Source organism: Pseudomonas sp. ANT_J12 (genome assembly GCF_008370045.1).
GTDB lineage: Bacteria > Pseudomonadota > Gammaproteobacteria > Pseudomonadales > Pseudomonadaceae > Aquipseudomonas.
In genome coordinates, this window is sequence record NZ_VOBN01000015.1 from 49599 (window position 1) to 70650 (window position 21052).

At 60.3% G+C, this 21052-nt stretch carries 21 protein-coding genes; 12 read left to right on the forward strand and 9 right to left on the reverse strand.

What is annotated here, in order from left to right; genetic code table 11:
• Nucleotides 1-72 precede the first annotated feature (72 nt).
• The 3 genes from FQ192_RS24740 (at nucleotide 73) to FQ192_RS24750 (ending at nucleotide 3153) form a co-directional block, all read left to right on the forward strand.
• Entirely contained in the window at nucleotides 73-768 is a 696-nt protein-coding gene (locus FQ192_RS24740; protein WP_149660893.1) for a DNA-3-methyladenine glycosylase, read from the forward strand.
• Nucleotides 769-837: 69 nt separating this feature from the next.
• Nucleotides 838-2154: a bifunctional DedA family/phosphatase PAP2 family protein gene (locus FQ192_RS24745; protein WP_149660894.1), complete on the forward strand. Its 1317-nt coding sequence runs from the start codon at nucleotides 838-840 to the stop codon at nucleotides 2152-2154.
• A 432-nt stretch (nucleotides 2155-2586) separates the two neighbouring features.
• Nucleotides 2587-3153 (forward strand): hypothetical protein, encoded by a 567-nt coding sequence (locus FQ192_RS24750; protein ID WP_149660895.1) that lies wholly within the window; start codon nucleotides 2587-2589, stop codon nucleotides 3151-3153.
• Between the two features lie 166 nt (nucleotides 3154-3319).
• Here the strand turns inward: FQ192_RS24750 and FQ192_RS24755 are convergent, their stop codons facing one another.
• The 5 genes from FQ192_RS24755 to FQ192_RS24775 all read right to left on the reverse strand — a co-directional run bounded on the left by FQ192_RS24755 (nucleotide 3320) and on the right by FQ192_RS24775 (nucleotide 6000).
• Nucleotides 3320-3898 (reverse strand): hypothetical protein, encoded by a 579-nt coding sequence (locus tag FQ192_RS24755; RefSeq protein ID WP_149660896.1) that lies wholly within the window; start codon nucleotides 3896-3898, stop codon nucleotides 3320-3322.
• A gap of 96 nt (nucleotides 3899-3994) precedes the next feature.
• Nucleotides 3995-4210 carry a hypothetical protein gene (locus tag FQ192_RS24760; protein WP_149660897.1) on the reverse strand — a complete coding sequence of 72 codons (216 nt, stop codon included), beginning with the start codon at nucleotides 4208-4210 and terminating at the stop codon, nucleotides 3995-3997.
• Between the two features lie 113 nt (nucleotides 4211-4323).
• A complete protein-coding gene (locus tag FQ192_RS24765; protein ID WP_149660898.1) occupies nucleotides 4324-4914 on the reverse strand; it encodes an LON peptidase substrate-binding domain-containing protein in 591 nt (196 codons plus the stop codon).
• Nucleotides 4915-4924: 10 nt separating this feature from the next.
• Nucleotides 4925-5641 carry an LrgB family protein gene (locus tag FQ192_RS24770; RefSeq protein WP_149660899.1) on the reverse strand — a complete coding sequence of 239 codons (717 nt, stop codon included), beginning with the start codon at nucleotides 5639-5641 and terminating at the stop codon, nucleotides 4925-4927.
• The gene (locus FQ192_RS24775; protein ID WP_149660900.1) at nucleotides 5638-6000 is read right to left on the reverse strand and encodes a CidA/LrgA family protein; all 363 of its coding nucleotides are present in this window, start codon (nucleotides 5998-6000) and stop codon (nucleotides 5638-5640) included. Before FQ192_RS24775 ends, FQ192_RS24770 begins: the two co-directional genes overlap by 4 nt.
• 198 nt (nucleotides 6001-6198) lie before the next feature.
• On the opposite strand from FQ192_RS24775, the gene FQ192_RS24780 reads away from it, so the two are divergent.
• From FQ192_RS24780 to FQ192_RS24790, 3 genes are all read left to right on the forward strand, one after another.
• Nucleotides 6199-6654 (forward strand): MaoC family dehydratase, encoded by a 456-nt coding sequence (locus FQ192_RS24780; protein WP_149660901.1) that lies wholly within the window; start codon nucleotides 6199-6201, stop codon nucleotides 6652-6654.
• 102 nt (nucleotides 6655-6756) lie between these two features.
• The gene (locus FQ192_RS24785) at nucleotides 6757-8475 is read left to right on the forward strand and encodes a C13 family peptidase (RefSeq protein ID WP_149660902.1); all 1719 of its coding nucleotides are present in this window, start codon (nucleotides 6757-6759) and stop codon (nucleotides 8473-8475) included.
• A 27-nt stretch (nucleotides 8476-8502) separates the two neighbouring features.
• Nucleotides 8503-9144 (forward strand): oxidoreductase, encoded by a 642-nt coding sequence (locus tag FQ192_RS24790; RefSeq protein WP_149660903.1) that lies wholly within the window; start codon nucleotides 8503-8505, stop codon nucleotides 9142-9144.
• Nucleotides 9145-9239: 95 nt separating this feature from the next.
• Here FQ192_RS24790 and FQ192_RS24795 read toward each other — a convergent pair whose 3' ends face one another.
• The 4 genes from FQ192_RS24795 to FQ192_RS24810 form a co-directional block, all read right to left on the reverse strand.
• Nucleotides 9240-9524: a YceK/YidQ family lipoprotein gene (locus FQ192_RS24795; RefSeq protein WP_149660904.1), complete on the reverse strand. Its 285-nt coding sequence runs from the start codon at nucleotides 9522-9524 to the stop codon at nucleotides 9240-9242.
• Nucleotides 9517-10164, reverse strand: coding sequence for a flavin prenyltransferase UbiX (gene ubiX / locus FQ192_RS24800; protein ID WP_149660905.1), 648 nt, complete (start codon nucleotides 10162-10164; stop codon nucleotides 9517-9519). Before ubiX ends, FQ192_RS24795 begins: the two co-directional genes overlap by 8 nt.
• The gene (gene mpl, locus FQ192_RS24805; protein WP_149660906.1) at nucleotides 10161-11510 is read right to left on the reverse strand and encodes a UDP-N-acetylmuramate:L-alanyl-gamma-D-glutamyl-meso-diaminopimelate ligase; all 1350 of its coding nucleotides are present in this window, start codon (nucleotides 11508-11510) and stop codon (nucleotides 10161-10163) included. The genes ubiX and mpl overlap by 4 nt, the downstream gene beginning before the upstream one ends.
• 251 nt (nucleotides 11511-11761) lie before the next feature.
• The gene (locus FQ192_RS24810) at nucleotides 11762-13681 is read right to left on the reverse strand and encodes a sigma-54-dependent Fis family transcriptional regulator (protein ID WP_149660907.1); all 1920 of its coding nucleotides are present in this window, start codon (nucleotides 13679-13681) and stop codon (nucleotides 11762-11764) included.
• A gap of 301 nt (nucleotides 13682-13982) precedes the next feature.
• Here FQ192_RS24810 and FQ192_RS24815 point away from each other — a divergent pair, with 301 nt between their 5' ends.
• The 6 genes from FQ192_RS24815 (at nucleotide 13983) to FQ192_RS24840 (ending at nucleotide 21048) form a co-directional block, all read left to right on the forward strand.
• Nucleotides 13983-15503: an aldehyde dehydrogenase family protein gene (locus tag FQ192_RS24815; RefSeq protein ID WP_054052388.1), complete on the forward strand. Its 1521-nt coding sequence runs from the start codon at nucleotides 13983-13985 to the stop codon at nucleotides 15501-15503.
• 191 nt (nucleotides 15504-15694) lie between these two features.
• On the forward strand, nucleotides 15695-17065 hold the full coding sequence (gene eat / locus FQ192_RS24820) for an ethanolamine permease (RefSeq protein ID WP_149660908.1): 1371 nt from the start codon (nucleotides 15695-15697) through the stop codon (nucleotides 17063-17065).
• A gap of 171 nt (nucleotides 17066-17236) precedes the next feature.
• Entirely contained in the window at nucleotides 17237-18631 is a 1395-nt protein-coding gene (locus FQ192_RS24825) for an ethanolamine ammonia-lyase subunit EutB (protein ID WP_149660909.1), read from the forward strand.
• Nucleotides 18632-18639: 8 nt separating this feature from the next.
• Nucleotides 18640-19464 carry an ethanolamine ammonia-lyase subunit EutC gene (eutC, locus tag FQ192_RS24830; RefSeq protein ID WP_149660910.1) on the forward strand — a complete coding sequence of 275 codons (825 nt, stop codon included), beginning with the start codon at nucleotides 18640-18642 and terminating at the stop codon, nucleotides 19462-19464.
• A 113-nt stretch (nucleotides 19465-19577) separates the two neighbouring features.
• The gene (locus FQ192_RS24835; protein ID WP_034148104.1) at nucleotides 19578-20039 is read left to right on the forward strand and encodes an N-acetyltransferase; all 462 of its coding nucleotides are present in this window, start codon (nucleotides 19578-19580) and stop codon (nucleotides 20037-20039) included.
• A gap of 352 nt (nucleotides 20040-20391) precedes the next feature.
• A complete protein-coding gene (locus tag FQ192_RS24840; protein ID WP_149660911.1) occupies nucleotides 20392-21048 on the forward strand; it encodes a DedA family protein in 657 nt (218 codons plus the stop codon).
• Nucleotides 21049-21052: the final 4 nt, after the last annotated feature.

Sequence of the window (21052 nt, forward strand, 5' to 3'; positions counted from 1 at the left end):
GACGTTCAGCCGTGATTAAGCTGCAAATTGTTATCATCGCCGCTCAATCAGCCCTGATAAACGCCGTTCATCATGTCCAACCTGACTGTTCGCGCTTCCCTTTCGGCCCTGCCCACGGCGCTGCCGGATGCTTTTTTTGACCGCGACGCGCAAGTCCTGGCCCGGGATTTACTCGGCAAAGTCATCCGTCACCGGGTCGGCGACCTGTGGCTCAGCGCCCGGATCATCGAGACCGAAGCCTATTACTGCGAAGAAAAAGGCAGCCACGCGTCCCTCGGCTACACAGAAAAGCGTAAGGCTTTGTTTCTGGATGGCGGCCACATCTATATGTATTACGCCCGAGGCGGTGATTCCCTGAACTTCAGCGCCCAGGGCCCGGGCAACGCAGTGCTGATCAAATCCGCCTACCCGTGGGTCGATGAGTTGAGCGGACCGGCGAGCCTGGCGCAGATGCTGCTGAACAACCCCGACGCCCAGGGTCGCCCTCGCCCTTCGCAAAAACTCTGCGCCGGCCAGACCTTGCTGTGCAAATCGCTGGGGCTGAAGGTGCCGGTCTGGGACGCCAAGCGCTTTGATCATGAAGTGCTGCTGGTGCAAGACATCGGCCCCGCCCCCGCCCACATCATTCAAACCACGCGCCTGGGCATTCCCCATGGCCGTGACGAACACCTGATGTACCGCTTCGTCGATGCGGCGTATGCGCCGTACTGCACGCGGAACCCGCTGCGCCGAGGGCAAGTCGAAGGTCGCGATTATTTTTTGCTGTGAACCCAATTCCCCGTAGTAGCTGCCGAAGGCTGCGCCTACGAGTTTATGAACAATGATGGAGTTGTACGTATGGGCCCATGGCTCGATAGCATCACCGGGTGGTTGACGGTCAATCCACAGTGGCTGGCCGCCGCGGTGTTTATAGTGGCCTGCGTGGAATGCCTGGCGATTGCCGGGTTGATCGTACCGGGCACCGTCCTGCTGTTTGCCGTGGCGGTACTGGCCGGCAGCGGTGCGTTGTCGCTGGGCGAAACGCTGTTGCTGGGGTTTCTCGGCGGTTTGCTGGGTGACGGGGTGTCGTACTTCCTGGGACGCCATTTCCATCAGAACATCCGGCGCCTGCCCGGCCTGCGCCATCACCCGGAATGGATCGCCGGGGCGGAGTCTTACTTCCAGCGCTACGGAATTGCCAGCCTGCTGGTCGGACGCTTCATCGGCCCATTGCGACCGATGCTGCCGATGGTCGCCGGGATGTTCGACATGCCTTTCCCGCGCTTCGCCGCCGTCAGCCTGTTGGCCGCCGCCGGCTGGAGCATTGCTTATCTGCTGCCCGGCTGGGCCACGGGCGCGGCGATTCGCCTGCCCTTGCCGGAGGGTTTCTGGCCGGAAGCGGGCATTGTCGCCGGCAGCATCGCAGTGATGATCGGCTTGAGCGTCACCAGCAGCTTGCGTCGCCATCGCCACGCCACCGCCTACATTGCCGGCCTGGGCCTGGTGATTTTGATCGGGCTGTTTATCGGCTATCCGCACCTGACCGCCCTCGACCAGGGCTTGATGACCCTGGTGCAGGAACACCGCAACCCGATGCTGGATGAGGTGGCGGTCACCTTCACGTTGATCGGCGAGTTCCGCAACATGTTGGTGTTCAGCGCCCTGCTGACGGGTTTGCTGTTGCTCACCCGACAATGGCGCCAGGCGATTTTCGCGGGCGGCGCGTTGCTGTTTACCGCGCTGGGCAACACCGTAACCAAGCAGTTTTTCGCCCGGGTGCGTCCGGAAGTGTTGAGCGACCCACTGACCAGTTACAGCATGCCCAGCGGCCACGCCTCCGGCTCCTTCGCGCTGTTCCTGGCCATCGCCGTCCTGGCCGGACGCGGACAACCGCCACGCATGCGCCTGACCTGGCTGCTATTGGGGTGCCTGCCGGCATTGGCGATTGCGTTGTCGCGGGTCTATTTGGGCGCGCATTGGCCGACGGACGTGCTGGCCGGCGCGATGCTGGCGGCCGGTGTCTGCGCGGCGAGCCTGTGGCTGAGCCAACGCCAGACGCCGCTCAACCCCATGCCACCCAAGGTCTGGTGGCTGGTGCTGCCGTCGCTGCTGGCGTTGTTTGCCTTTTTTGCGTTGCGGCATCTGCCGCATATGATGTTGCGGTATGCGTATTAACATATAGCGCGAACGGCTTGGCACTGCGCCGTTATTTGTGCGTGGGTGCCAGGCTGTCGATATCGCCGCACAATGCCGATTCGAAACTCATCCACGCCTGCCGCTCATAACGTTCATTTTATAGCCGCTTCCTGCACGTGAAAGTTGCAGATATGCCCCCCAAAAACTTTATTTAAGTATCGCCACACTCTGTCATCACAACTTCCAAATTTCGTCATCAGGCATACTCCCCTCCTGTGAGCAAACAAAGACCCGTTGACATATCGCCCTCCTGCCCCACCCAGTACTGGCTTAATACAAAATAAAACTGCCAAACATTTAATCCACATAGAAACACTTTAAAACAGACATCTAGTTGCCATAAACCACGACCACAACCAAACTTCCCGCCGTCAATCAGACACCCCACCAACCCAATGCAAGGATTGCAATATGGCTGATATCAAGAACTCTTTTCTGGCGACACTTTCCCTGGCAGGAAAACCGCTGGTTCTCATGCAACACAAGCTGGAATATCTTCTGACCGATAAGACGCTCACACCTGAACGTCGCGCCGAATTGACGGATTATCTGGGCCGAGAAGATATCCGTAAAATGATTACTACTGCAGACTACGGCACCGTCGAACCACTGGAACTCTATTTTCGCCGTGGAAGCGAAAACTACACTATCTTCATTCGCGACCCGATCAGCTTCCGCGGTAATGCCTTCAGCATGGAATATGCCGCCCGCAGCCTGATCGCCTACAGCAGCGATTCGCCAACCCGCTTTCATTTGAGGCAGGGCCGACGGAAAGTACTGCTGACGGATTTGATCAAAGACGCAGCACCGATTGAGTTGTTCAGCCATTCCAAGGAAGTCAACATCAAGGCCGTACTCAATACTCCAGTACTTGAGCATTTCACCGATCTGCCTTCGCGCATCGACGGCAAAGAGGCGGAATTTGTACTCAGCATTATCGAGCGCAATGTCGCCCCACTGCGTGACGAAATCCAATAAGGCGGTCCGGATCACAGCGCTGACAGAAATGGCGCTGTGATCCATTGGTATTGGATGGCAAGACCAGGCCGACCAAAAACGGTCGGCCACTGTCATTTCTTTCCGCGTTTTAGAACGAAAGGCCCCGTCAAAAAAGCCATCGACCGTCACAGCCGATGGCGTACATTCACTCTGTAATGGGCACGGTTTTATCGACAATCTTGAGAACAAACGCGACGGGCGTATTGTTCAACGCGTCATGCACCGTGGCATTGGGGTCCACATCCATGAAGTATTTTTTCCCCGCCTCGTCAGCCTTATACAAGGGTCGCCCCCTCCGCTCACTGACGATTTGCACATAAGAGGGGCCCGCGCTGAGGTGTTCAAACTTCGCTCTTTCCACACCATGCTTGCGTATTGAAAACAAATCAGCTGCCGCGTTATCGCTCACTGACAAATGAAAGGTGCCGGCCTCAATCTTTAAACGCCACCCGTCAAACATTCCTCGCAACACGGCCGTCACGATGTACTTGTCGTCCTGCAAAGAAAACTTGAACAACAAAGGTTTGTCATCTTCATGATCAGCCAATGTCACAAAACTGGTACCACTGCGGTCTGTCAACGCCACTTCAACGTCCAGGCGTTCACGCCGGGTGATGCGGGGGTCCCGCAGTCTCCGCTTCAGACGCTGCTGATTAAGGACTAACGGCAATCCGTCGACATAAAGATTAGCCATGAAAGCACTGTTACTGTTTTCCAACGACATACAACCACCCACACATATTAATTTTGACGCCACCTTGCTCTTGCCGCGCATCGCCGAAGCCAAGGGGACATAGGCTCAAATTAGAATCGAAGTGTTTTAACCCGCAACCGTTATAGAACCTGCATCATCGTTCAGGCTTACGACTGGCAACTTGGCACGTTTGCGCTTGCGGCGTTCCAGCACCATCGAGTCGGCATAAAAGCCGGCGCCTTCAATAATATGTTTGGAGTTGTGATCACTCGCCGCATGCTTTAACAAGTAGCGACCTGCGATATCATCCCAGAACGCCCATTCATCTTCATAAATAATCATCACCACTTCCTTGTTATTAATGAGTTACTCACTCCCTGTGAGTGAGTTCAAACTAAGGGAAGGATGACGCGTGAACAATACTGGCAAAGCATTCAAGTTAATACAAAATACCACTAGGCGAACAACTCGCCCTGCAACTCATCCAGCAACGCCTGAATCGCATCCAGGCGTTGTTGCGGATCGTCGAGTTGCAACAGGTCGATCTTGTCCACTTCGGCAAACGGCAGCAAATACGCCAACTGATTGGCCAGTGATTGCTGGCCGGTGGCTTCGGTGCCCATATTCAGCGCCTCGACCATCGGGTGCTCGGCCAGGGCTTTGAGCAATGCGACGAGGTCGGCATCTTCGTCCTGCAACGGTTGTTCCGGCTCGTCTTCCAGCCACTCGACCTCGGCAAGAGTCAGGTGATCGCGCTGCACTTCCGAGCGCAAGACGTGGAACCGCCGGCCACCCTGCACGCGAATGCCCAACAGGCCGTTGTCCTGCTGCTTGAAGTCGGTGATCAAGGCTTCGCAGCCCACCAGCGCATAACCCGCCGGGGCGATGCCAACCTCCTCGCCGTCGAGGATGCACACCACGCCGAAGCCACTGCCCTGTTTCATGCAGCGGCTGATCATGTCCAGGTAGCGCGCCTCGAAAATCTGCAAGTCGAGGATGCAACCAGGGAACAGCACCGTGTTCAGCGGAAAAAGCGGCAAGCTCATAGACATTTCCTTACACCACCATCGACACCGCCAACGGCAGGAACACCGCCGTGGCCACGCCCATCAGACTCATCGCCAGCGCCGCGAAGGCGCCGCATTCTTCACTTTCCTGCAACGCCACCGACGTACCGACCGCGTGGGCGGTCAGCCCCAAGGCCATGCCCCGGGCTTCAGGGCTATGGACACCGAGCCTCGTCAAAAGACCCGGGCCGAAAATCGCACCGATCACGCCAGTAATCAACACGAACACCGCCGCCAGCGCCGCGACACCACCGATCTGCTCGGCCACCAGCATGGCGATCGGCGAGGTCACGGATTTGGGCGCCATGGTCATCAGGATCATGTGTTCGGCGCCGAACCACCAGCCCAGCAACACGCCCATGCCCGTGGCGACCACGCCGCCTATCACCAGCGTAGTAAATATCGGCCAGAATAACTGCCGAATCCGTCGCAGATTCAGGTACAGCGGCACCGCCAGAGCAACGGTGGCGGGACCGAGCAGAATGCTGAGGATCTCGGTGCTCTTGCGGTACTCGGCGTAGGTCAGGCCGCAGCCCACCAGAATGCCGATCACCAGCAGCATCGAAACCAGCACCGGCTGCAGGAAGATCCAGCGGGTTTTCTCGAACGCCGCGAGTACCAGTTGATAGGCGCCCAGGGTGATGCCTATACCGAACAACGGGTGGTGGATCACCGAATCGAGGGCGCCCTGCCAATCGAGGATCATGGGCGGTCTCCGCGATGGGCATGGCGCTTGAGCAGGCGCTGCATCAGCACCCCGACGAAGGCCATCGACAGCACCAACGACAACACCAGCGCGCCGGCGATGGCCCAGAAGTCGGCGGCAATGTCCTTGGCATACACCATCACGCCCACCGCCGGCGGCACCAGCAGCAACGGTAGATAACGCAGCAAACTGCTGGCGGCCAGGTTCAGCGGTTCACCGACCTCGCCACGACAAATCAAAAACACCAGCATCAGCAACAGGCCAATAATCGGCCCCGGCAGCACCGGCAACATCAGGTGGTTGATGGCTGTGCCCAGCAATTGGAACAGCACCAGCCAGGTCAGGCCACGTAACAACATCCCGCAATCTCCCCACGCGTTGTCCCCTGCAAAAAGGGGCCGGGCATTATAAGCACGCCGACGCTATAGACCGGCATTCGCCAAAAGCATGGTCAGTTGACCGGAGCAATTTGCCATGTTGATCTAAAGTGGTTCGCAGGGAGGTCAAATCCCCCCAACTCAAAACCAATAAAACCGATGAACCCAAGGAGAGTCTCAATGCCCTATGTTCCCGTTGCAGAGCTCAAAGATTATGTCGGCAAGGAACTTGGACGTTCCGAATGGCTCACCATCGATCAGGAGCGCATCAACCTGTTCGCTGAAGCCACCGGGGATTATCAGTTCATTCACGTCGACCCGGTCAAAGCCGCGCAAACGCCATTTGGCAGCACCATTGCCCACGGTTTCCTGTCGCTGTCGCTGATTCCCAAACTGATGGAAGACATCCTGATCCTGCCGCAAGGCGCGAAGATGGTGGTCAACTATGGCCTGGACAGCGTGCGTTTCATCCAGCCGGTGAAAGTCAATTCACGGGTCCGACTCAAGGTCGACATGAACGAAGTCACCGAGAAAAAACCCGGTCAATGGCTGCTCAAGGCCACCGCTACCCTTGAGATAGAAGGCTCGGACAAACCGGCGTACATCGCCGAACCGCTGTCCCTCTGTTTCGTGTAAACCATCCCGGATGCGAAGCAGCACACGCTGTTTCGCGACCTTCTCTATATATACGACACATAGCTGCGGCATACTCGGTCGCCTAATTGCCCGGATCCCGCTATGCGCTCACTTGCACTCCTTGCTTTGACCCTGATGCTCACCGCTTGCGGCGATGGTGAATCGCTGTTGTCCCCTGACGCCCGCCTGCCGGACGGCGGACGCTATCGGGGGGATCTGGTCAACGGGTTGTTGCAGGGCCAGGGTCGCATCGACTACCCGAGCGGCAGTTGGTACGCCGGCCAGTTCGACAAAGGCCAGTGGCATGGCCAGGGCGAATGGCACGGCAGCAATGGCGAAGTCTATCGCGGGCAATTCCAGCAAGGGTTGTTCGACGGCCAGGGCACGCTGACCACCAATGGCAGCAGCTACACCGGCGGCTTCAAGCTGGGCCGACGCGACGGCGAAGGCACCCTCAAAGAAAACGGCATGACTTACCGCGGTGAGTTCAAGGCCGATCAGTATTCAGGGCTCGGTCGTCTCGAACTCGAAGACGGCAGCTCGTATCAAGGCCAGTTCGCCCACGGCAAGCCCAACGGCGAAGGCCAGCGCGGCGACGCCAGTGGCAATCAGTTCAGCGGGCATTTCGTCGATGGCCAGCTGGAAGGCAACGGCACGTTCAACAGCGCAGACGGCGATATCTACGTCGGTGGTTTCAAGGACAACCAGCTCAACGGCAAGGGTCGCTACGAGAACGCCGATGGCGACGTCTGGATCGGCCAGTTCAAGGAAGGCGTGCTCAGCGGCAAGGGCGAGCTGATCGGCACCGACGGCAGCCATTACATTGGCCAGTTCAGCGATTGGCGCTTCACCGGCCCGGGCCGCTTGAACCTGGCGGATGGCAGTTTTTACGTCGGTGGTTTCGACAACGACAGTTATTCCGGGCGCGGCACCCTGGTGCTGACCGATGGCACGGTGATGAGCGGCACCTGGATCAACGGCCAGCGTGTGCGCGACGCCGATGGCAAGTTGCTGCCCGACACCCTGGAACTCGGCTTGCTCGCCCAGGGCCGCTTGCTCGACGAAGCGCTGGCGGCCGTGCCCGCCTCGACCCCGGCGGTCGAGCTGTACACCCTGACCCTCGGCGGCGACGGCAAGCAGAGTGTGTTCCTGCGTGAATCCGACTATGTCGCGAACATGCTCGCCAGCCGCTTCGGCGCTTATGGGCAGATTCGCCTGGTCAACCATCGTGAACACCTCGCCGACCGGCCGATGGCCACCCGGGAAAACCTGCGCCGTGCCGCCCAGACCCTGGCCGAACGCAGCGGCCCGGAAGACTTGCTGTTCATCTACCTGACCAGCCACGGCACCAGCGAACATGAATTCGTACTCGACCAGCCGCGCATGGAACTGGCCGATCTGCCGGCCGACGAATTGGCGGCAGTCCTCGCCCCGCTGAAGAATCGCGACAAGATCATTGTCATCTCTTCCTGCTATTCCGGTGGTTTCATCCCGGCGCTGAAAGACGAACGCACCCTGATCATGACCGCGTCGCGGGCGGACCGGGTGTCCTTCGGTTGCTCCGAGGAGGCCAACTTCACCTACTTCGGCGACGCACTGTTCGCCCAGGCACTGAACCAGACCGACGATCTGGAGCAAGCCTTCAAACTGGCCAAGGCCACCGTGGCCGAGCGGGAACTGGCGGACAACTTCGAAGCCTCTGAACCGCAGATCTGGGCACCGAAAACCGTGCTCTCCCATTGGCAACTGCTGCGCAAGCAACAAGCGCGTAAAGCATTACAAAGTGCTGCTATCAGCAGCAAGGACGCCAAGCTCAACTAAGCTGAACAGTATCAAGGGGGAAACACTATGTACTTGACGCCTCAGCATGTATTGCTTGCCGGAGCTACCGGATTAACCGGCGAACATTTGCTTGATCGCTTGCTCAATGAGCCAACGATTACGCGGGTATTGGCACCTTCACGCCGGCCATTGGCCGAGCATCCCCACCTGGAAAACCCCGTCGGCGACCCGGCAGTATTTCTGCCGCAACTCAATGGTCGCGTCGACATCGCTTACTGCTGCCTCGGCACTACCATCAAACAGGCCGGCTCCGAGGAGGCGTTTCGCGCGGTGGACCTGGACATGGTGGTGGCGTTCGCCAAGCGTGCACGGGAGATGGGCGCACGGCACTTGATCGTGATCAGCGCCTTGGGGGCCGATCGCAGATCCTCGATTTTCTACAACAAGGTCAAAGGCGAGATGGAACACGCACTGCGCGCGCAGAACTGGCCGCAGTTGACCATTTGTCGGCCGTCCCTGTTGCTGGGTGACCGCCTGGAACCGCGCATGGCCGAGCAATTCGCCGGACCGTTTTCGCGCTTGATCCCGGGCAAATACCGCGGCATCGAAGCCTGCCAACTGGCCCGCGCAATGTGGCGCCTGGCGCTGGAAGAGCAGGATGGGGTGCGAGTGGTTGAGTCGGATGAGTTGCGTAAGCTCGGCAAGTAATTCTGCGGTGCCGGAGCCGACGCCTTCGCGGGCAAGCCTCGCTCCTACAGGTTGGTAGCGTTTGATCGTTCCCACGCAGAGCGTGGGAACGATCGTCAAAGTCCGCCCGTCGCCTGGAAACTCACGCCAATCACCGTCAGCAGTGACAGCGGCAACAGCAGCGTGTCGAGCAACGCACTGCCCGGCAAATCCACCCCGGGATAGCTCGGCGCTTCAGCACCAAACCGATCCATGGCGCAGCAGCCACCGTTCATCGCATACAAATCCAGCCGCGTCCCCGAATACACCACCGGTGCCCCCGGCTTCGCGGCATCGAGCGTGCGCGCCGTGGCGCAGCCGGCCAGCTGCAGCGCCAGCACGACCACCAGCAGCTTATTCATCGCTGCTCAAATGGTGCTCGCCCCAACGCGGCAGCATGTCCTGAGGAATATTCAGCAGATTGAGAATCCGCGCGACGACGAAGTCGATCAGGTCGTCGATGGTCTGTGGCTGGTGATAAAACCCCGGCGAGGCTGGCAGGATCGTCACGCCCATGTTCGACAACTTGAGCATGTGCTCCAGATGAATACTCGAATACGGCGCCTCACGCGGCACCAGAATCAACTGGCGGCGCTCCTTCAAGGTTACGTCGGCGGCGCGTTCGATCAGGTTGTTACAGGCGCCGGTGGCGATGGCTGACAAGGTTCCGGTGGAACACGGCACCACCACCATCGCGGCTGGCGCACCGGAGCCCGAGGCCACTGGCGACATCCAGTCTTCCTTGCCATACACCTTGATCTGCCCGGCAGCGGCGCCGGTGTATTCGGTGAGGAAAGCCTGCATGGTTTGCGGCTTGGGCGGCAACGTGACATCAGTCTCGGTGGCCATCACCAGTTGCGCAGCCTTGGAGATCAGGAAATGCACCTCGCGGTCTTCACGCACCAGGCAATCGAGCAAGCGCAAACCGTACTGTGCGCCGGACGCACCGGTCATCGCCAGCGTGATGCGTTCCGGGCCGCCGCTCTGGGCAAAAGTGTTCATTGCAGCGCCTCGGCGAGTTTGCCGTGCAGGCCGCCGAAGCCGCCGTTGCTCATGATCACCACGTGGGTACCGGGCTGGGCCTGGCTTTTCACGCGTTCGATGATGCCTTCCAGGGAATCGCTGACGATCGAGGGCACGGTGCACAGCGCGGCGGTCGCGCCCAAATCCCAACCGAGGTTGGCCGGCGCGTACCAGATCACCTGATCGGCATCGACCACGCTTTCCGGTAAACCGTCACGGTGCGCGCCGAGCTTCATGGAGTTGGAGCGCGGCTCGATGATCGCGATCAACGGCGCATCGCCGATCTTCTTACGCAAGCCGTCGAGGGTGGTGGCGATGGCGGTCGGGTGGTGGGCGAAGTCGTCGTAGATCGTGATGCCACGGACTTCCGCGACTTTCTCCATCCGACGCTTCACGCTTTTGAACGCACTCAACGCTTCAATACCCATCGACGGCACAACGCCGACATGCCGCGCCGCCGCCAGGGTGGCCAGCGCGTTGGCGACGTTGTGCTGGCCGGTCATGTCCCACTCGACCACGCCTTGGGCAACGCCTTCGAACATCACTTCAAACTTCGAGCCGTCTTCGCTCAGCAACTTGACCTGCCACTGACCGCCGGCGCCGGTGGTTTGCACCGGGGTCCAGCAACCCATCTCGATCACACGCTGCAAGGCAGGTTCTGTGGTCGGATGGATCACCAGGCCTTCGCTCGGAATGGTCCGCACCAAATGGTGGAACTGTCGCTCGATGGCCGGCAGATCAGGGAAGATGTCGGCGTGATCGAACTCAAGATTGTTCAGGATCGCTGTGCGCGGACCGTAGTGAACGAACTTCGAACGCTTGTCGAAGAACGCACTGTCGTACTCATCGGCTTCGATCACGAAGAACGGCGTACCGCCGAGGCGCGCGGACACCGAGAAATTCTGCGGCACGCCACCAATCAGGAAACCCGGGCTCATGCCCGCGTGCTCCAACACCCAGGCGAGCATGCTGCTGGTGGTGGTCTTGCCGTGGGTGCCGGCGACGGCCAGTACCCAACGGCCGCGCAGTACGTGTTCGGCCAGCCATTGCGGGCCGGAGACGTAAGGCAGGCCTTTGTTCAGGACGTATTCGACCGCCGGGTTGCCACGGGACATGGCGTTGCCGATCACCACCAGGTCCGGGGCCGGATCGAGCTGCGCCGGGTCGTAGCCTTGGGTCAACTGAATGCCCTGGGCCTCAAGCTGAGTGCTCATCGGCGGATAGACGTTGGCATCGGAGCCGGTCACGTGATGGCCCAGCTCTTTGGCCAGAACCGCCATCGAACCCATGAAAGTGCCGCAGATACCAAGAATATGAATATGCATAGTCGACCTCGTAAAACATGGCCGCAGGTTAGCCTAGGGTGGGAAAATTCGCACCTTTGTTTAAGGCTGATCGCAGAACCCGTAGGCGCGAGCGGTGCGGCGATCCGACTTGCCCGCGAAAGCGGTGTGTCAGGTTGTGATCGCTCCCACGCTCCGCGTGGGAATGCAGCCCGGGACGCTCCGCGTCCCATCCAAAGCCGAACGCGGAGCGTCCGTTGAGGCATTCCCACGCAGAGCGTAGGAACGATCAGTTAGGCAGAGCGGGCGATGCCGTGTTTACGCAGCTTTCGATAGAGGGTATTGCGACTGACACCGAGCTGTTCCGCCGTATGCGTCATATGCCACCGCTGTTGCTCCAACGCATTGAGCAACGCCAGCCGCTCGGCATCGTCCAGCGGATGCTCCGACGGCTCTTCCACCACCAACGCCACCACCGGCCGCACCTGGCGAATCATCGCCGGCAAATCCTCCAACCCGATCCGCCCGCCATCACACAACGCCGCCAAGGTCCGCAGCACATTGCGCAACTGCCGCACATTCCCTGGCCAGGCGAAACCGAGCAAGGCTTCCCGTGCCGGTTGATCAATCAGCACTGCTTCCCCGCCCGCCTCTTCCGCCAGCAGGAAATCCAGCAACTGGGATTTGTCGCTGCGGTCGCGCAAGGCCGGCAATGCCAGTTCCAGGCCATTGAGCCGGTAGTACAAGTCCTCGCGAAAACTGCCGTCCCGCACCCGATCCAGCAAATTCCGGTGGGTCGCGCTGATAATTCTGACGTTCACCGACTCCGGTTCCCCGCCAATCGGCACTACCTGGCGATCTTCCAAAACTCTTAAGAGCCGAGTCTGCAAAGCCAGGGGCATGTCGCCGATCTCATCGAGGAACAACGTGCCGCCATCGGCCTGCTGCAACTTGCCGCGCATGCCTTCCTTGCGCGCGCCGGTGAAGCTGCCGCCGCGATAGCCGAACAGTTCGCTTTCGATCAGGCTTTCCGGGATGGCCGCGCAGTTGAGGGCGACGAAGGCTTTGTTCGCCCGCTGACTGGCCTGGTGCACGGCTTTGGCGAAGGCTTCCTTGCCGGAGCCGGTTTCGCCATTGATCAGCAGCGGCACGTCCCGTTCGAATACGCGCAGGGACTTGCGGAAATCCTCTTGCAACGCGGCATCGCCCAGGCAAATGCCGGACAAGCGCGGACGCTCGGCCACTATCGGACTTGGCACCACCGGCACCGGAATACTCCGAGGCTGACCCCGCAGCAGCGCAAATAGACTGCGCCCATCGCGAGTGCGCAGCGGCCAACTGGCGCTGGCATTCACACTGGCACGCCCCAGCAATTCATCCAGCGAGCAATCGAAGAGCGCTTCCACCGGTTTGCCCAGCAACCCGCCGCGAATATGCCCGAGCAGGTTCAACGCACTTTGGTTGACCGCGCTGATCCGCCCTTCGCCATCGAACGCCAACAGGCCCTCGCTGAACAGCCCGACGGACTCGGCCTGCAGGTGAAAACGCAGCAGCCATTGATTGTCGAAGTAACGCAGGAAATAACAGCTCTCGATCATCTTCGCCGAGAGGTTGACCAGGGCCATGGTATGGAACTGGCTCTGGCGCGAGACGTCATGCCGGGCCGAGGACACGTCGAGCACCGCCAGCAGTTCGCCGTGGGGGTCGAACACCGGGCTCGCCGAGCAGGTCAGGCCGGTGTGGCGGCCGCGAAAGTGTTCGTCCTGGTGAATGGTCAGCGCCTGGCGTTCCACCAGGCAAGTGCCGATGCCATTGGTGCCTTCGCAGGCTTCGCTCCAGTCGGCGCCAAGCCAGAGCCCGGCACGCTCGAAAATCTTGCGTTCGGCGGGGGCGGTGACGCAGTTGAGGATCACCCCACGGGCATCGGTCAGCAGCACCGCGTGGCCGGCGCCGGAAAGCTGCTGGTGCAGGCTGGTCATTTCGTTGCCGGCGATGTGCAGCACTTGCTGCAAGCGTTCGCGGCTTTCGAGCACGCGCCCATGTTCCAGCACCGTGGGTGCCATGGTCAGGGCCGGGTCGAGGTGATAGTCCTCAAGACAACGCAGCCAGGAACGGGCAATCGACGGATCACTGCCGGGGCCGTGCAGGTGCGACTTGCCCTGGGTAACGGTCAGGACTTGCCGGGCATGGCGACTCAAATGGTTGTCGTGCATTTCTTATTATTCCCCGAAAGGGTCCACGAACCCTGCAGCGCGTTGAGGTCGAGCATCCTCCACGTCGGCGTGCTTTGCAATGCTGGCAAGGCCACCCCCTCGCTCGCTGTGCCACAAGCGGTACAAACTGTCACCCAAGCTGTACCGAAACCGTCACAGGCACCACCCGCCTGTCCGACAAAAACCGCGCAAGGCCTTGATTTGCCTGCCCTGCAAGGCAGTGGCCCAACCTTTGCTCTACGCTTATAGCAAGCGCACATGCGCGTCTCTCTAATAAGTACAAAGCCAAGGAGAACTCACCATGCGTTACGCTCACCCCGGTACTGAAGGCGCTATCGTTTCGTTCAAGAGCAAATACGGTAACTACATCGGCGGCGAGTTCGTCGCGCCTGTCAAAGGTCAGTACTTCACCAACACTTCGCCCGTGAATGGCCAACCGATTGCCGAATTCCCACGTTCCACGGCCGAAGACATCGACAAAGCCCTGGACGCTGCCCATGCGGCTGCCGATGCCTGGGGCGCCACGTCCGCCCAGGCGCGCTCGCTGGTGCTGCTGAAAATCGCCGACCGCATCGAGCAGAACCTGGAACTGCTGGCGATCACCGAATCCTGGGACAACGGCAAAGCCGTTCGCGAAACCCTCAACGCCGACATCCCGCTGGCGGCGGATCACTTCCGCTACTTCGCCGGTTGCATCCGCGCCCAGGAAGGCAGCGCCGCCGAGATCGACGGCAACACCGTGGCGTACCACATCCATGAACCCCTGGGCGTGGTCGGGCAGATCATCCCGTGGAACTTCCCGATCCTGATGGCCGCCTGGAAACTCGCCCCGGCCCTGGCCGCCGGTAACTGCGTGGTGCTCAAGCCTGCCGAGCAAACCCCGCTGGGCATCACCGTGCTGATGGAACTGATCGGCGACCTGCTGCCACCCGGCGTGCTGAACGTGGTGCAAGGGTTCGGCAAAGAAGCCGGCGAAGCCCTGGCCACCAGCAAACGCATCGCCAAGATCGCCTTCACAGGCTCGACCCCGGTCGGCTCGCACATCATGCACGCCGCCGCCGAAAACATTATTCCGTCCACCGTGGAGCTGGGTGGCAAGTCGCCGAACATCTTCTTCGCCGACATCATGCAAGCCGAAGAAACCTTCATCGAGAAAGCCGCTGAAGGCCTGGTGCTCGCCTTCTTCAACCAGGGCGAAGTCTGCACCTGCCCGTCCCGCGCACTGGTGCAAGAATCGATCTACGACGACTTCATGAAAGTGGTGATGAAGAAAGTCCTGTCGATCAAACGTGGCGACCCGCTGGACACCGACACCATGGTCGGCGCCCAGGCGTCCGAGCAGCAATTCGACAAAATCCTTTCGTACCTGGAAATCGCCAAGGGCGAAGGCGCCGAGCTGCTGACCGGCGGCAAGGTGGAAAAACTCGAGGGCAACCTGGCGACCGGGTATTACATCCAGCCGACCCTGCTCAAGGGCACCAACAAAATGCGCGTGTTCCAGGAAGAAATCTTTGGCCCGGTGGTGAGCATCACCACGTTCAAGGACGAAGCCGAAGCCCTGGCCATCGCCAACGACACCGAGTTCGGCCTGGGTGCCGGCCTCTGGACCCGCGACATCAACCGCGCCTACCGCATGGGCCGCGCCATCAAGGCCGGTCGTGTGTGGACCAACTGCTACCACCTGTACCCGGCGCACGCCGCGTTCGGTGGTTACAAAAAGTCCGGCGTCGGGCGTGAAACCCACAAGATGATGCTCGATCACTATCAGCAGACCAAAAACCTGCTGGTGAGCTACGACATCAATCCGTTGGGCTTCTTCTAAACCCGACGCGGGACCGCGTAACGGCCATCGCGGGCAAGCCTTGCTCCTACGGGAGCGTGGCTTGCTCGCGATGACGCCCTCAATCACACCGTAAATCATCGCCCTGCCGCTCTGGCACGGGCTTTGCGTGCCTGCTGTACCGCCACACCCGAAAGTCCAACCGATCAAACAATAAAAAATAGAGAGGACTTATGACTTCTACTACACAGCTCAAACCCACACTCGGCACCCTGCATTTATGGGGCATTGCCGTCGGCCTGGTGATTTCCGGCGAGTACTTCGGCTGGAGTTACGGCTGGGGCACCGCAGGCACATTGGGTTTCCTCGTCACCGCCCTGATGGTGGCGACGATGTACACCTGCTTCATCTTCAGTTTCACCGAACTGACCACCGCGATTCCCCACGCGGGCGGGCCGTTTGCCTACAGCCGACGGGCGTTTGGCGAAAAAGGCGGACTGATCGCCGGCATCGCCACCCTGATTGAATTCGTCTTTGCGCCACCGGCGATTGCCATGGCCATCGGCGCGTACCTCAACGTGCAGTACCCGGAACTGGACCCGAAGATTGCGGCGGTCGGCGCGTATTTCGTGTTCATGACCCTGAACATTCTCGGCGTCAGCATCGCCGCTACCTTTGAGCTGGTGGTCACGGTGCTGGCAGTTGCCGAATTGCTGGTGTTCATGGGCGTAGTGGCGCCGGGCTTCAGCTTCAGCAACTTCGTGCTCAACGGCTGGTCGGGTTCCAACGAATTCACCATGGCCTCGATCCCCGGGATCTTTGCGGCGATTCCCTTTGCGATCTGGTTCTTCCTCGCCATCGAAGGCGCGGCCATGGCGGCCGAGGAAGCCAAGGACCCGAAACGCACGATTCCCAAGGCTTACGTCAGCGGCATCCTGACCCTGGTGTTCCTCGCTATCGGCGTGATGGTGATGGCTGGCGGCGTTGGCGACTGGCGCCAACTGTCGAACATCAACGATCCGCTGCCCCAGGCGATGAAAGCCGTAGTCGGCAACAATTCGAGCTGGATGCACATGCTGGTCTGGATCGGCCTGTTTGGCCTGGTGGCGAGTTTCCACGGGATCATTCTGGGCTACTCGCGGCAGTTCTTCGCCTTGGCCCGCGCCGGTTATCTGCCCAAAGGCCTGGCCAAACTCTCGCGTTTCCAGACCCCGCACCGGGCGATCCTGGCCGGCGGCGTGATCGGCATCGCCGCGATCTATAGCGATGGCCTGGTCAACTTGCAAGGCATGACCCTGACAGCGGCGATGATCACCATGTCGGTATTCGGCGCCATCGTGATGTACATCATCAGCATGCTCAGCCTGTTCAAACTGCGCAAAACCGAGCCGAACCTGGAACGCACCTTCCGCGCGCCGGGCTATCCGATTGTGCCGGGGATCGCGCTGTTTCTGGCGGTGGTGTGTTTGATCGCGATGGCGTGGTTCAACACGGTGATTGGCCTGGTGTTCCTCGGGTTCATGGCGGCGGGTTATCTGTACTTCCAGTTGACCGCCAAGCAGCGCGCCGACGCGCCGGCAGACGCTATGCTCGAAGGTATCTGAGTTGCACCGGTGCCGGGCTCAATGCCCTATTTGAGAGCACCCCTGCTCCGTAGGAGCGAGGCTTGCCCGCGAAGAACGATAATGCGGTCCGACAGATTCACCGCGTCATCGTTCTTCGCGGGCAAGCCTCGCTCCTACGGGCCACACTTTTAATCAGGAGGACCCCGTCCCATGGCCGCATTTGCCCATTCCGTCGGCGCCCAGACCTACCGTTTCGACAGCCTCAAGGACGTCATGGCCAAGGCCAGCCCGGCGCGTTCCGGGGACTTTCTGGCCGGCGTCGCCGCGCTCAACGATGGCGAGCGTGTGGCCGCGCAAATGGCGTTGGCCGACATCCCGCTGACACACTTCCTACAAGAAGTACTGATTCCCTACGAGGCCGATGAAGTCACCCGATTGATCATCGACACTCACGACAAACAAGCCTTCGCCGTGGTCAGCCACCTCACCGTCGGCGGTTTTCGCGACTGGCTGCTCAGCGACGCCGCCGACGAACAGAGCTTGCGCGCCCTCGCCCCCGGCCTGACTCCGGAAATGGCCGCCGCCGTGTCGAAGATCATGCGCGTGCAGGACCTGGTGCTGGTGGCGCAGAAGATCCGCGTGGTCACGCAATTCCGCGGCACCATGGGCCTGCGCGGGCGCTTATCCACACGCCTGCAACCCAATCACCCGACCGACGAACCCGCCGGCATCGCCGCGAGCATTCTCGACGGTCTGCTGTACGGCAACGGCGACGCGATGATCGGCATCAACCCGGCCACCGACAGCATCGCCTCGATCTGCGCCATGCTGGAAATGCTCGATGCGATCATCCAGCGCTACGACATTCCGACCCAGGCCTGCGTGCTGACCCACGTCACCACCTCAATCGAAGCGGTGAACCGTGGCGTGCCCCTGGACCTGGTGTTCCAGTCGATCGCTGGCACCGAAGCGGCCAACGCCAGTTTCGGCATCAACCTCAACGTATTGCAGGAAGGCTACGACGCCGGTTTGAGCCTGAATCGCGGGACCCTCGGGCAAAACCTGATGTATTTCGAAACCGGCCAGGGCAGCGCGCTGTCAGCCAACGCCCACCACGGCATCGATCAACAGACCTGCGAGACGCGGGCCTACGCCGTGGCGCGACATTTCAAGCCGTTTTTGGTGAACACCGTCGTAGGATTTATCGGCCCGGAATACCTCTACAACGGAAAACAGATCATCCGCGCCGGCCTCGAAGACCACTTCTGCGGCAAGCTGCTCGGTGTGCCGATGGGTTGCGACATCTGCTACACCAACCACGCCGAAGCCGACCAGGACGACATGGACACCCTGCTGACCTTGCTGGGCGTGGCCGGGATCAACTTCATCATGGGCATCCCCGGCTCCGACGACATCATGCTCAACTACCAGACCACCTCGTTCCACGACGCCCTCTACGCCCGGCAAACCCTGGGCTTGAAACCGGCGCCGGAGTTCGAACAATGGCTGGCGAACATGGGCATCTTCACCCAGGCCGACGGCAAGGTTCACTTCGGCAACAACCTGCCGCCGGCCTTCCGCCAGGCTTTGGCGCAACTGGGATGAGTGTTGATATGGATAAACCACCCGTCGATCCGCAAAACCCGTGGCTTGAACTGCGGCGCCTGACCCCGGCGCGCATTGCCCTGGGCCGCACCGGCACCAGCATGCCAACCAAGGCACAACTGGATTTCCAGTTCGCCCACGCCCAGGCCCGGGATGCTGTGCATTTGCCGTTCGACCACGCCGGGCTCAGCGCGCAACTGGCCGAGCGCGGCCGGGAAAGTCTGCTGTTGCACAGCGCTGCCACGGACCGGAACAGTTATTTGCAGCGCCCGGATCTGGGGCGCAAGTTGAGCGACGAGTCGGCGCAGACCCTGCGTGATTACGCCTCGGCCCATCCGGGCGGCGTGGATTTGGTGATCGTGGTCGCCGATGGCCTGTCGGCGTTGGCGGTTCATCGCCATACCGTGCCGTTTCTGACACGCATGGAGGAACAGTCTGCGGCGGATGGCTGGTCCATGGCGCCGGTGATCCTGGTGGAACAAGGTCGAGTCGCGGTGGCCGACGAAATCGGCGAGTTGCTGGGCGCAAAAATGGTGGTGATCTTGATTGGTGAACGCCCTGGGCTCAGCTCTCCTGATAGTCTGGGTTTATATTTCACCTACAATCCAAAGATTGGCCTGACCGATGCTTATCGCAACTGCATCTCCAATGTCCGACTGGAAGGCCTCAGTTACGGCATGGCGGCGCACCGCTTGCTGTACCTGATGCGCGAAGCCTGTCGGCGGCAGTTGTCGGGGGTCAATCTGAAGGACGAAGCCCAGGTTCAGACACTGGAGTCGGACGCTGGGGCGGACATGAAAGGAAATTTCCTACTCAGCCCGCCGGATGCCTGAACCGTTTCCGCATTGCGTTTCTGATTCGTTTTCAGGCAGGATCGACGCACGGCCGCCAGGGGTTTCCCATCGCCGTCACGCACGTAAGCCAGCCATTTGAAGCGAGACCTACCATGCGGATTATTCAAGCGACCCTCGAACACCTGGACCTGCTGACCCCGTTATTCGTCAAATACCGCGAGTTTTACGGCTCCCTGCCTTACCCGGACTCGTCCCGGGCGTTCCTCGAAAAACGCCTGCGTCGCAAGGAATCGGTCATCTACCTGGCCCTGTCCGATGACGACAACAACAAACTGATGGGTTTCTGTCAGCTGTACCCGAGCTTTTCGTCGCTGTCGCTTAAACGCGTGTGGATCCTCAACGACATCTACGTCGCCGAAGACGCCCGCCGCCAACTGGTCGCCGACAACCTGATTCGCACCGCGAAGAAAATGGCCAAGGAAACCAACGCCGTGCGCATGCGCGTTTCCACCAGCAGCAACAACGAAGTGGCGCAGAAAACTTACGAGTCGATCGGCTTCAAGGAAGACACCGAATTCAAGAACTACGTGTTGCCGATTAGCGACGAGTTATAACAACACCGGGGCGTGGCCTGGTCTTTGGCGAGGGCGCTTTTGTGGCGAGGGGGCTTGCCCCCGTTTGGCTGCGAAGCCGTCGTAATCCAGACGCTGCGGCACTCCCAGGATTGCAGGGGGCCGCTTCGCGACCCAACGGGGGCAAGCTCCCTCGCCACAAGGATTTGTGTGCAGCCTGTCGGCCACTGATTACCCGCGACATCCCCCGCTACAAACTCGACGCGCTTTTCACTATTCCCGCCGTATAATCCCGAGCTTCCCGGCTTGTAAGAAAAACTACACCCGCATGTAGTCTTACACGAAGTCATATGCACAGGTCTGCTGAGCCGGACCATCACCACAGGTGCCCCCCATGGATTTCAACCCGATCGACCTTATCCTGCATCTCGATGTGTACCTCGACATGCTGGTAACCAATTACGGTCCATGGATCTACGCCATTCTGTTCCTGGTGATCTTCTGCGAAACCGGCCTGGTGGTAATGCCGTTCCTGCCGGGTGATTCCCTGCTCTTTATCGCCGGCGCCGTCGCGGCCGGTGGCGGCATGGACCCGGTATTGCTGGGCGGCCTGCTGATGCTGGCGGCGATCCTCGGCGACAGCACCAACTACGTGATCGGACGCACGGCGGGCGAGCGCCTGTTCAGCAACCCGAATTCGAAAATCTTCCGCCGCGACTACCTGCAACAAACCCACGATTTCTACGACAAGCACGGCGGCAAAACCGTGACCATGGCGCGCTTCCTGCCGATCATCCGCACCTTTGCACCGTTCGTCGCCGGCATCGCCCGGATGCCTTACCCGCGGTTCTTCTTCTTTAGTGTGCTGGGCACGATCCTGTGGGTCGGCGGCCTGGTGACCCTCGGCTACTTCTTCGGCAACGTCCCGTTCATCAAGAAAAACCTGTCGTTGCTGGTGGTGGGCATCATCCTGCTGTCGCTGGTACCGATGATCATCGGCGTCGTGCGCAGCCGCTTCGGCGGTTCGAGCTCCAAAGCCGAAACCCGCTAAGCCC

Bases quoted from the DNA above. Each gene is read 5' to 3' on its own strand.
- FQ192_RS24840 (WP_149660911.1), top strand. From the start codon at position 20,392: ATGGATTTCAACCCGATCGACCTTATCCTGCATCTCGATGTGTACCTC.
- ubiX (WP_149660905.1), bottom strand. From the start codon at position 10,164: ATGAACACTTTTGCCCAGAGCGGCGGCCCGGAACGCATCACGCTGGCG.
- FQ192_RS24790 (WP_149660903.1), top strand. From the start codon at position 8,503: ATGTACTTGACGCCTCAGCATGTATTGCTTGCCGGAGCTACCGGATTA.
- FQ192_RS24785 (WP_149660902.1), top strand. From the start codon at position 6,757: ATGCGCTCACTTGCACTCCTTGCTTTGACCCTGATGCTCACCGCTTGC.
- FQ192_RS24775 (WP_149660900.1), bottom strand. From the start codon at position 6,000: ATGTTGTTACGTGGCCTGACCTGGCTGGTGCTGTTCCAATTGCTGGGC.
- FQ192_RS24810 (WP_149660907.1), bottom strand. From the start codon at position 13,681: ATGCACGACAACCATTTGAGTCGCCATGCCCGGCAAGTCCTGACCGTT.
- FQ192_RS24780 (WP_149660901.1), top strand. From the start codon at position 6,199: ATGCCCTATGTTCCCGTTGCAGAGCTCAAAGATTATGTCGGCAAGGAA.
- FQ192_RS24835 (WP_034148104.1), top strand. From the start codon at position 19,578: ATGCGGATTATTCAAGCGACCCTCGAACACCTGGACCTGCTGACCCCG.
- FQ192_RS24755 (WP_149660896.1), bottom strand. From the start codon at position 3,898: ATGTCGTTGGAAAACAGTAACAGTGCTTTCATGGCTAATCTTTATGTC.
- FQ192_RS24815 (WP_054052388.1), top strand. From the start codon at position 13,983: ATGCGTTACGCTCACCCCGGTACTGAAGGCGCTATCGTTTCGTTCAAG.
- mpl (WP_149660906.1), bottom strand. From the start codon at position 11,510: ATGCATATTCATATTCTTGGTATCTGCGGCACTTTCATGGGTTCGATG.
- FQ192_RS24765 (WP_149660898.1), bottom strand. From the start codon at position 4,914: ATGAGCTTGCCGCTTTTTCCGCTGAACACGGTGCTGTTCCCTGGTTGC.
- FQ192_RS24740 (WP_149660893.1), top strand. From the start codon at position 73: ATGTCCAACCTGACTGTTCGCGCTTCCCTTTCGGCCCTGCCCACGGCG.
- FQ192_RS24795 (WP_149660904.1), bottom strand. From the start codon at position 9,524: ATGAATAAGCTGCTGGTGGTCGTGCTGGCGCTGCAGCTGGCCGGCTGC.
- FQ192_RS24750 (WP_149660895.1), top strand. From the start codon at position 2,587: ATGGCTGATATCAAGAACTCTTTTCTGGCGACACTTTCCCTGGCAGGA.
- eat (WP_149660908.1), top strand. From the start codon at position 15,695: ATGACTTCTACTACACAGCTCAAACCCACACTCGGCACCCTGCATTTA.
- FQ192_RS24825 (WP_149660909.1), top strand. From the start codon at position 17,237: ATGGCCGCATTTGCCCATTCCGTCGGCGCCCAGACCTACCGTTTCGAC.
- FQ192_RS24760 (WP_149660897.1), bottom strand. From the start codon at position 4,210: ATGATTATTTATGAAGATGAATGGGCGTTCTGGGATGATATCGCAGGT.
- FQ192_RS24745 (WP_149660894.1), top strand. From the start codon at position 838: ATGGGCCCATGGCTCGATAGCATCACCGGGTGGTTGACGGTCAATCCA.
- FQ192_RS24770 (WP_149660899.1), bottom strand. From the start codon at position 5,641: ATGATCCTCGATTGGCAGGGCGCCCTCGATTCGGTGATCCACCACCCG.
- eutC (WP_149660910.1), top strand. From the start codon at position 18,640: ATGGATAAACCACCCGTCGATCCGCAAAACCCGTGGCTTGAACTGCGG.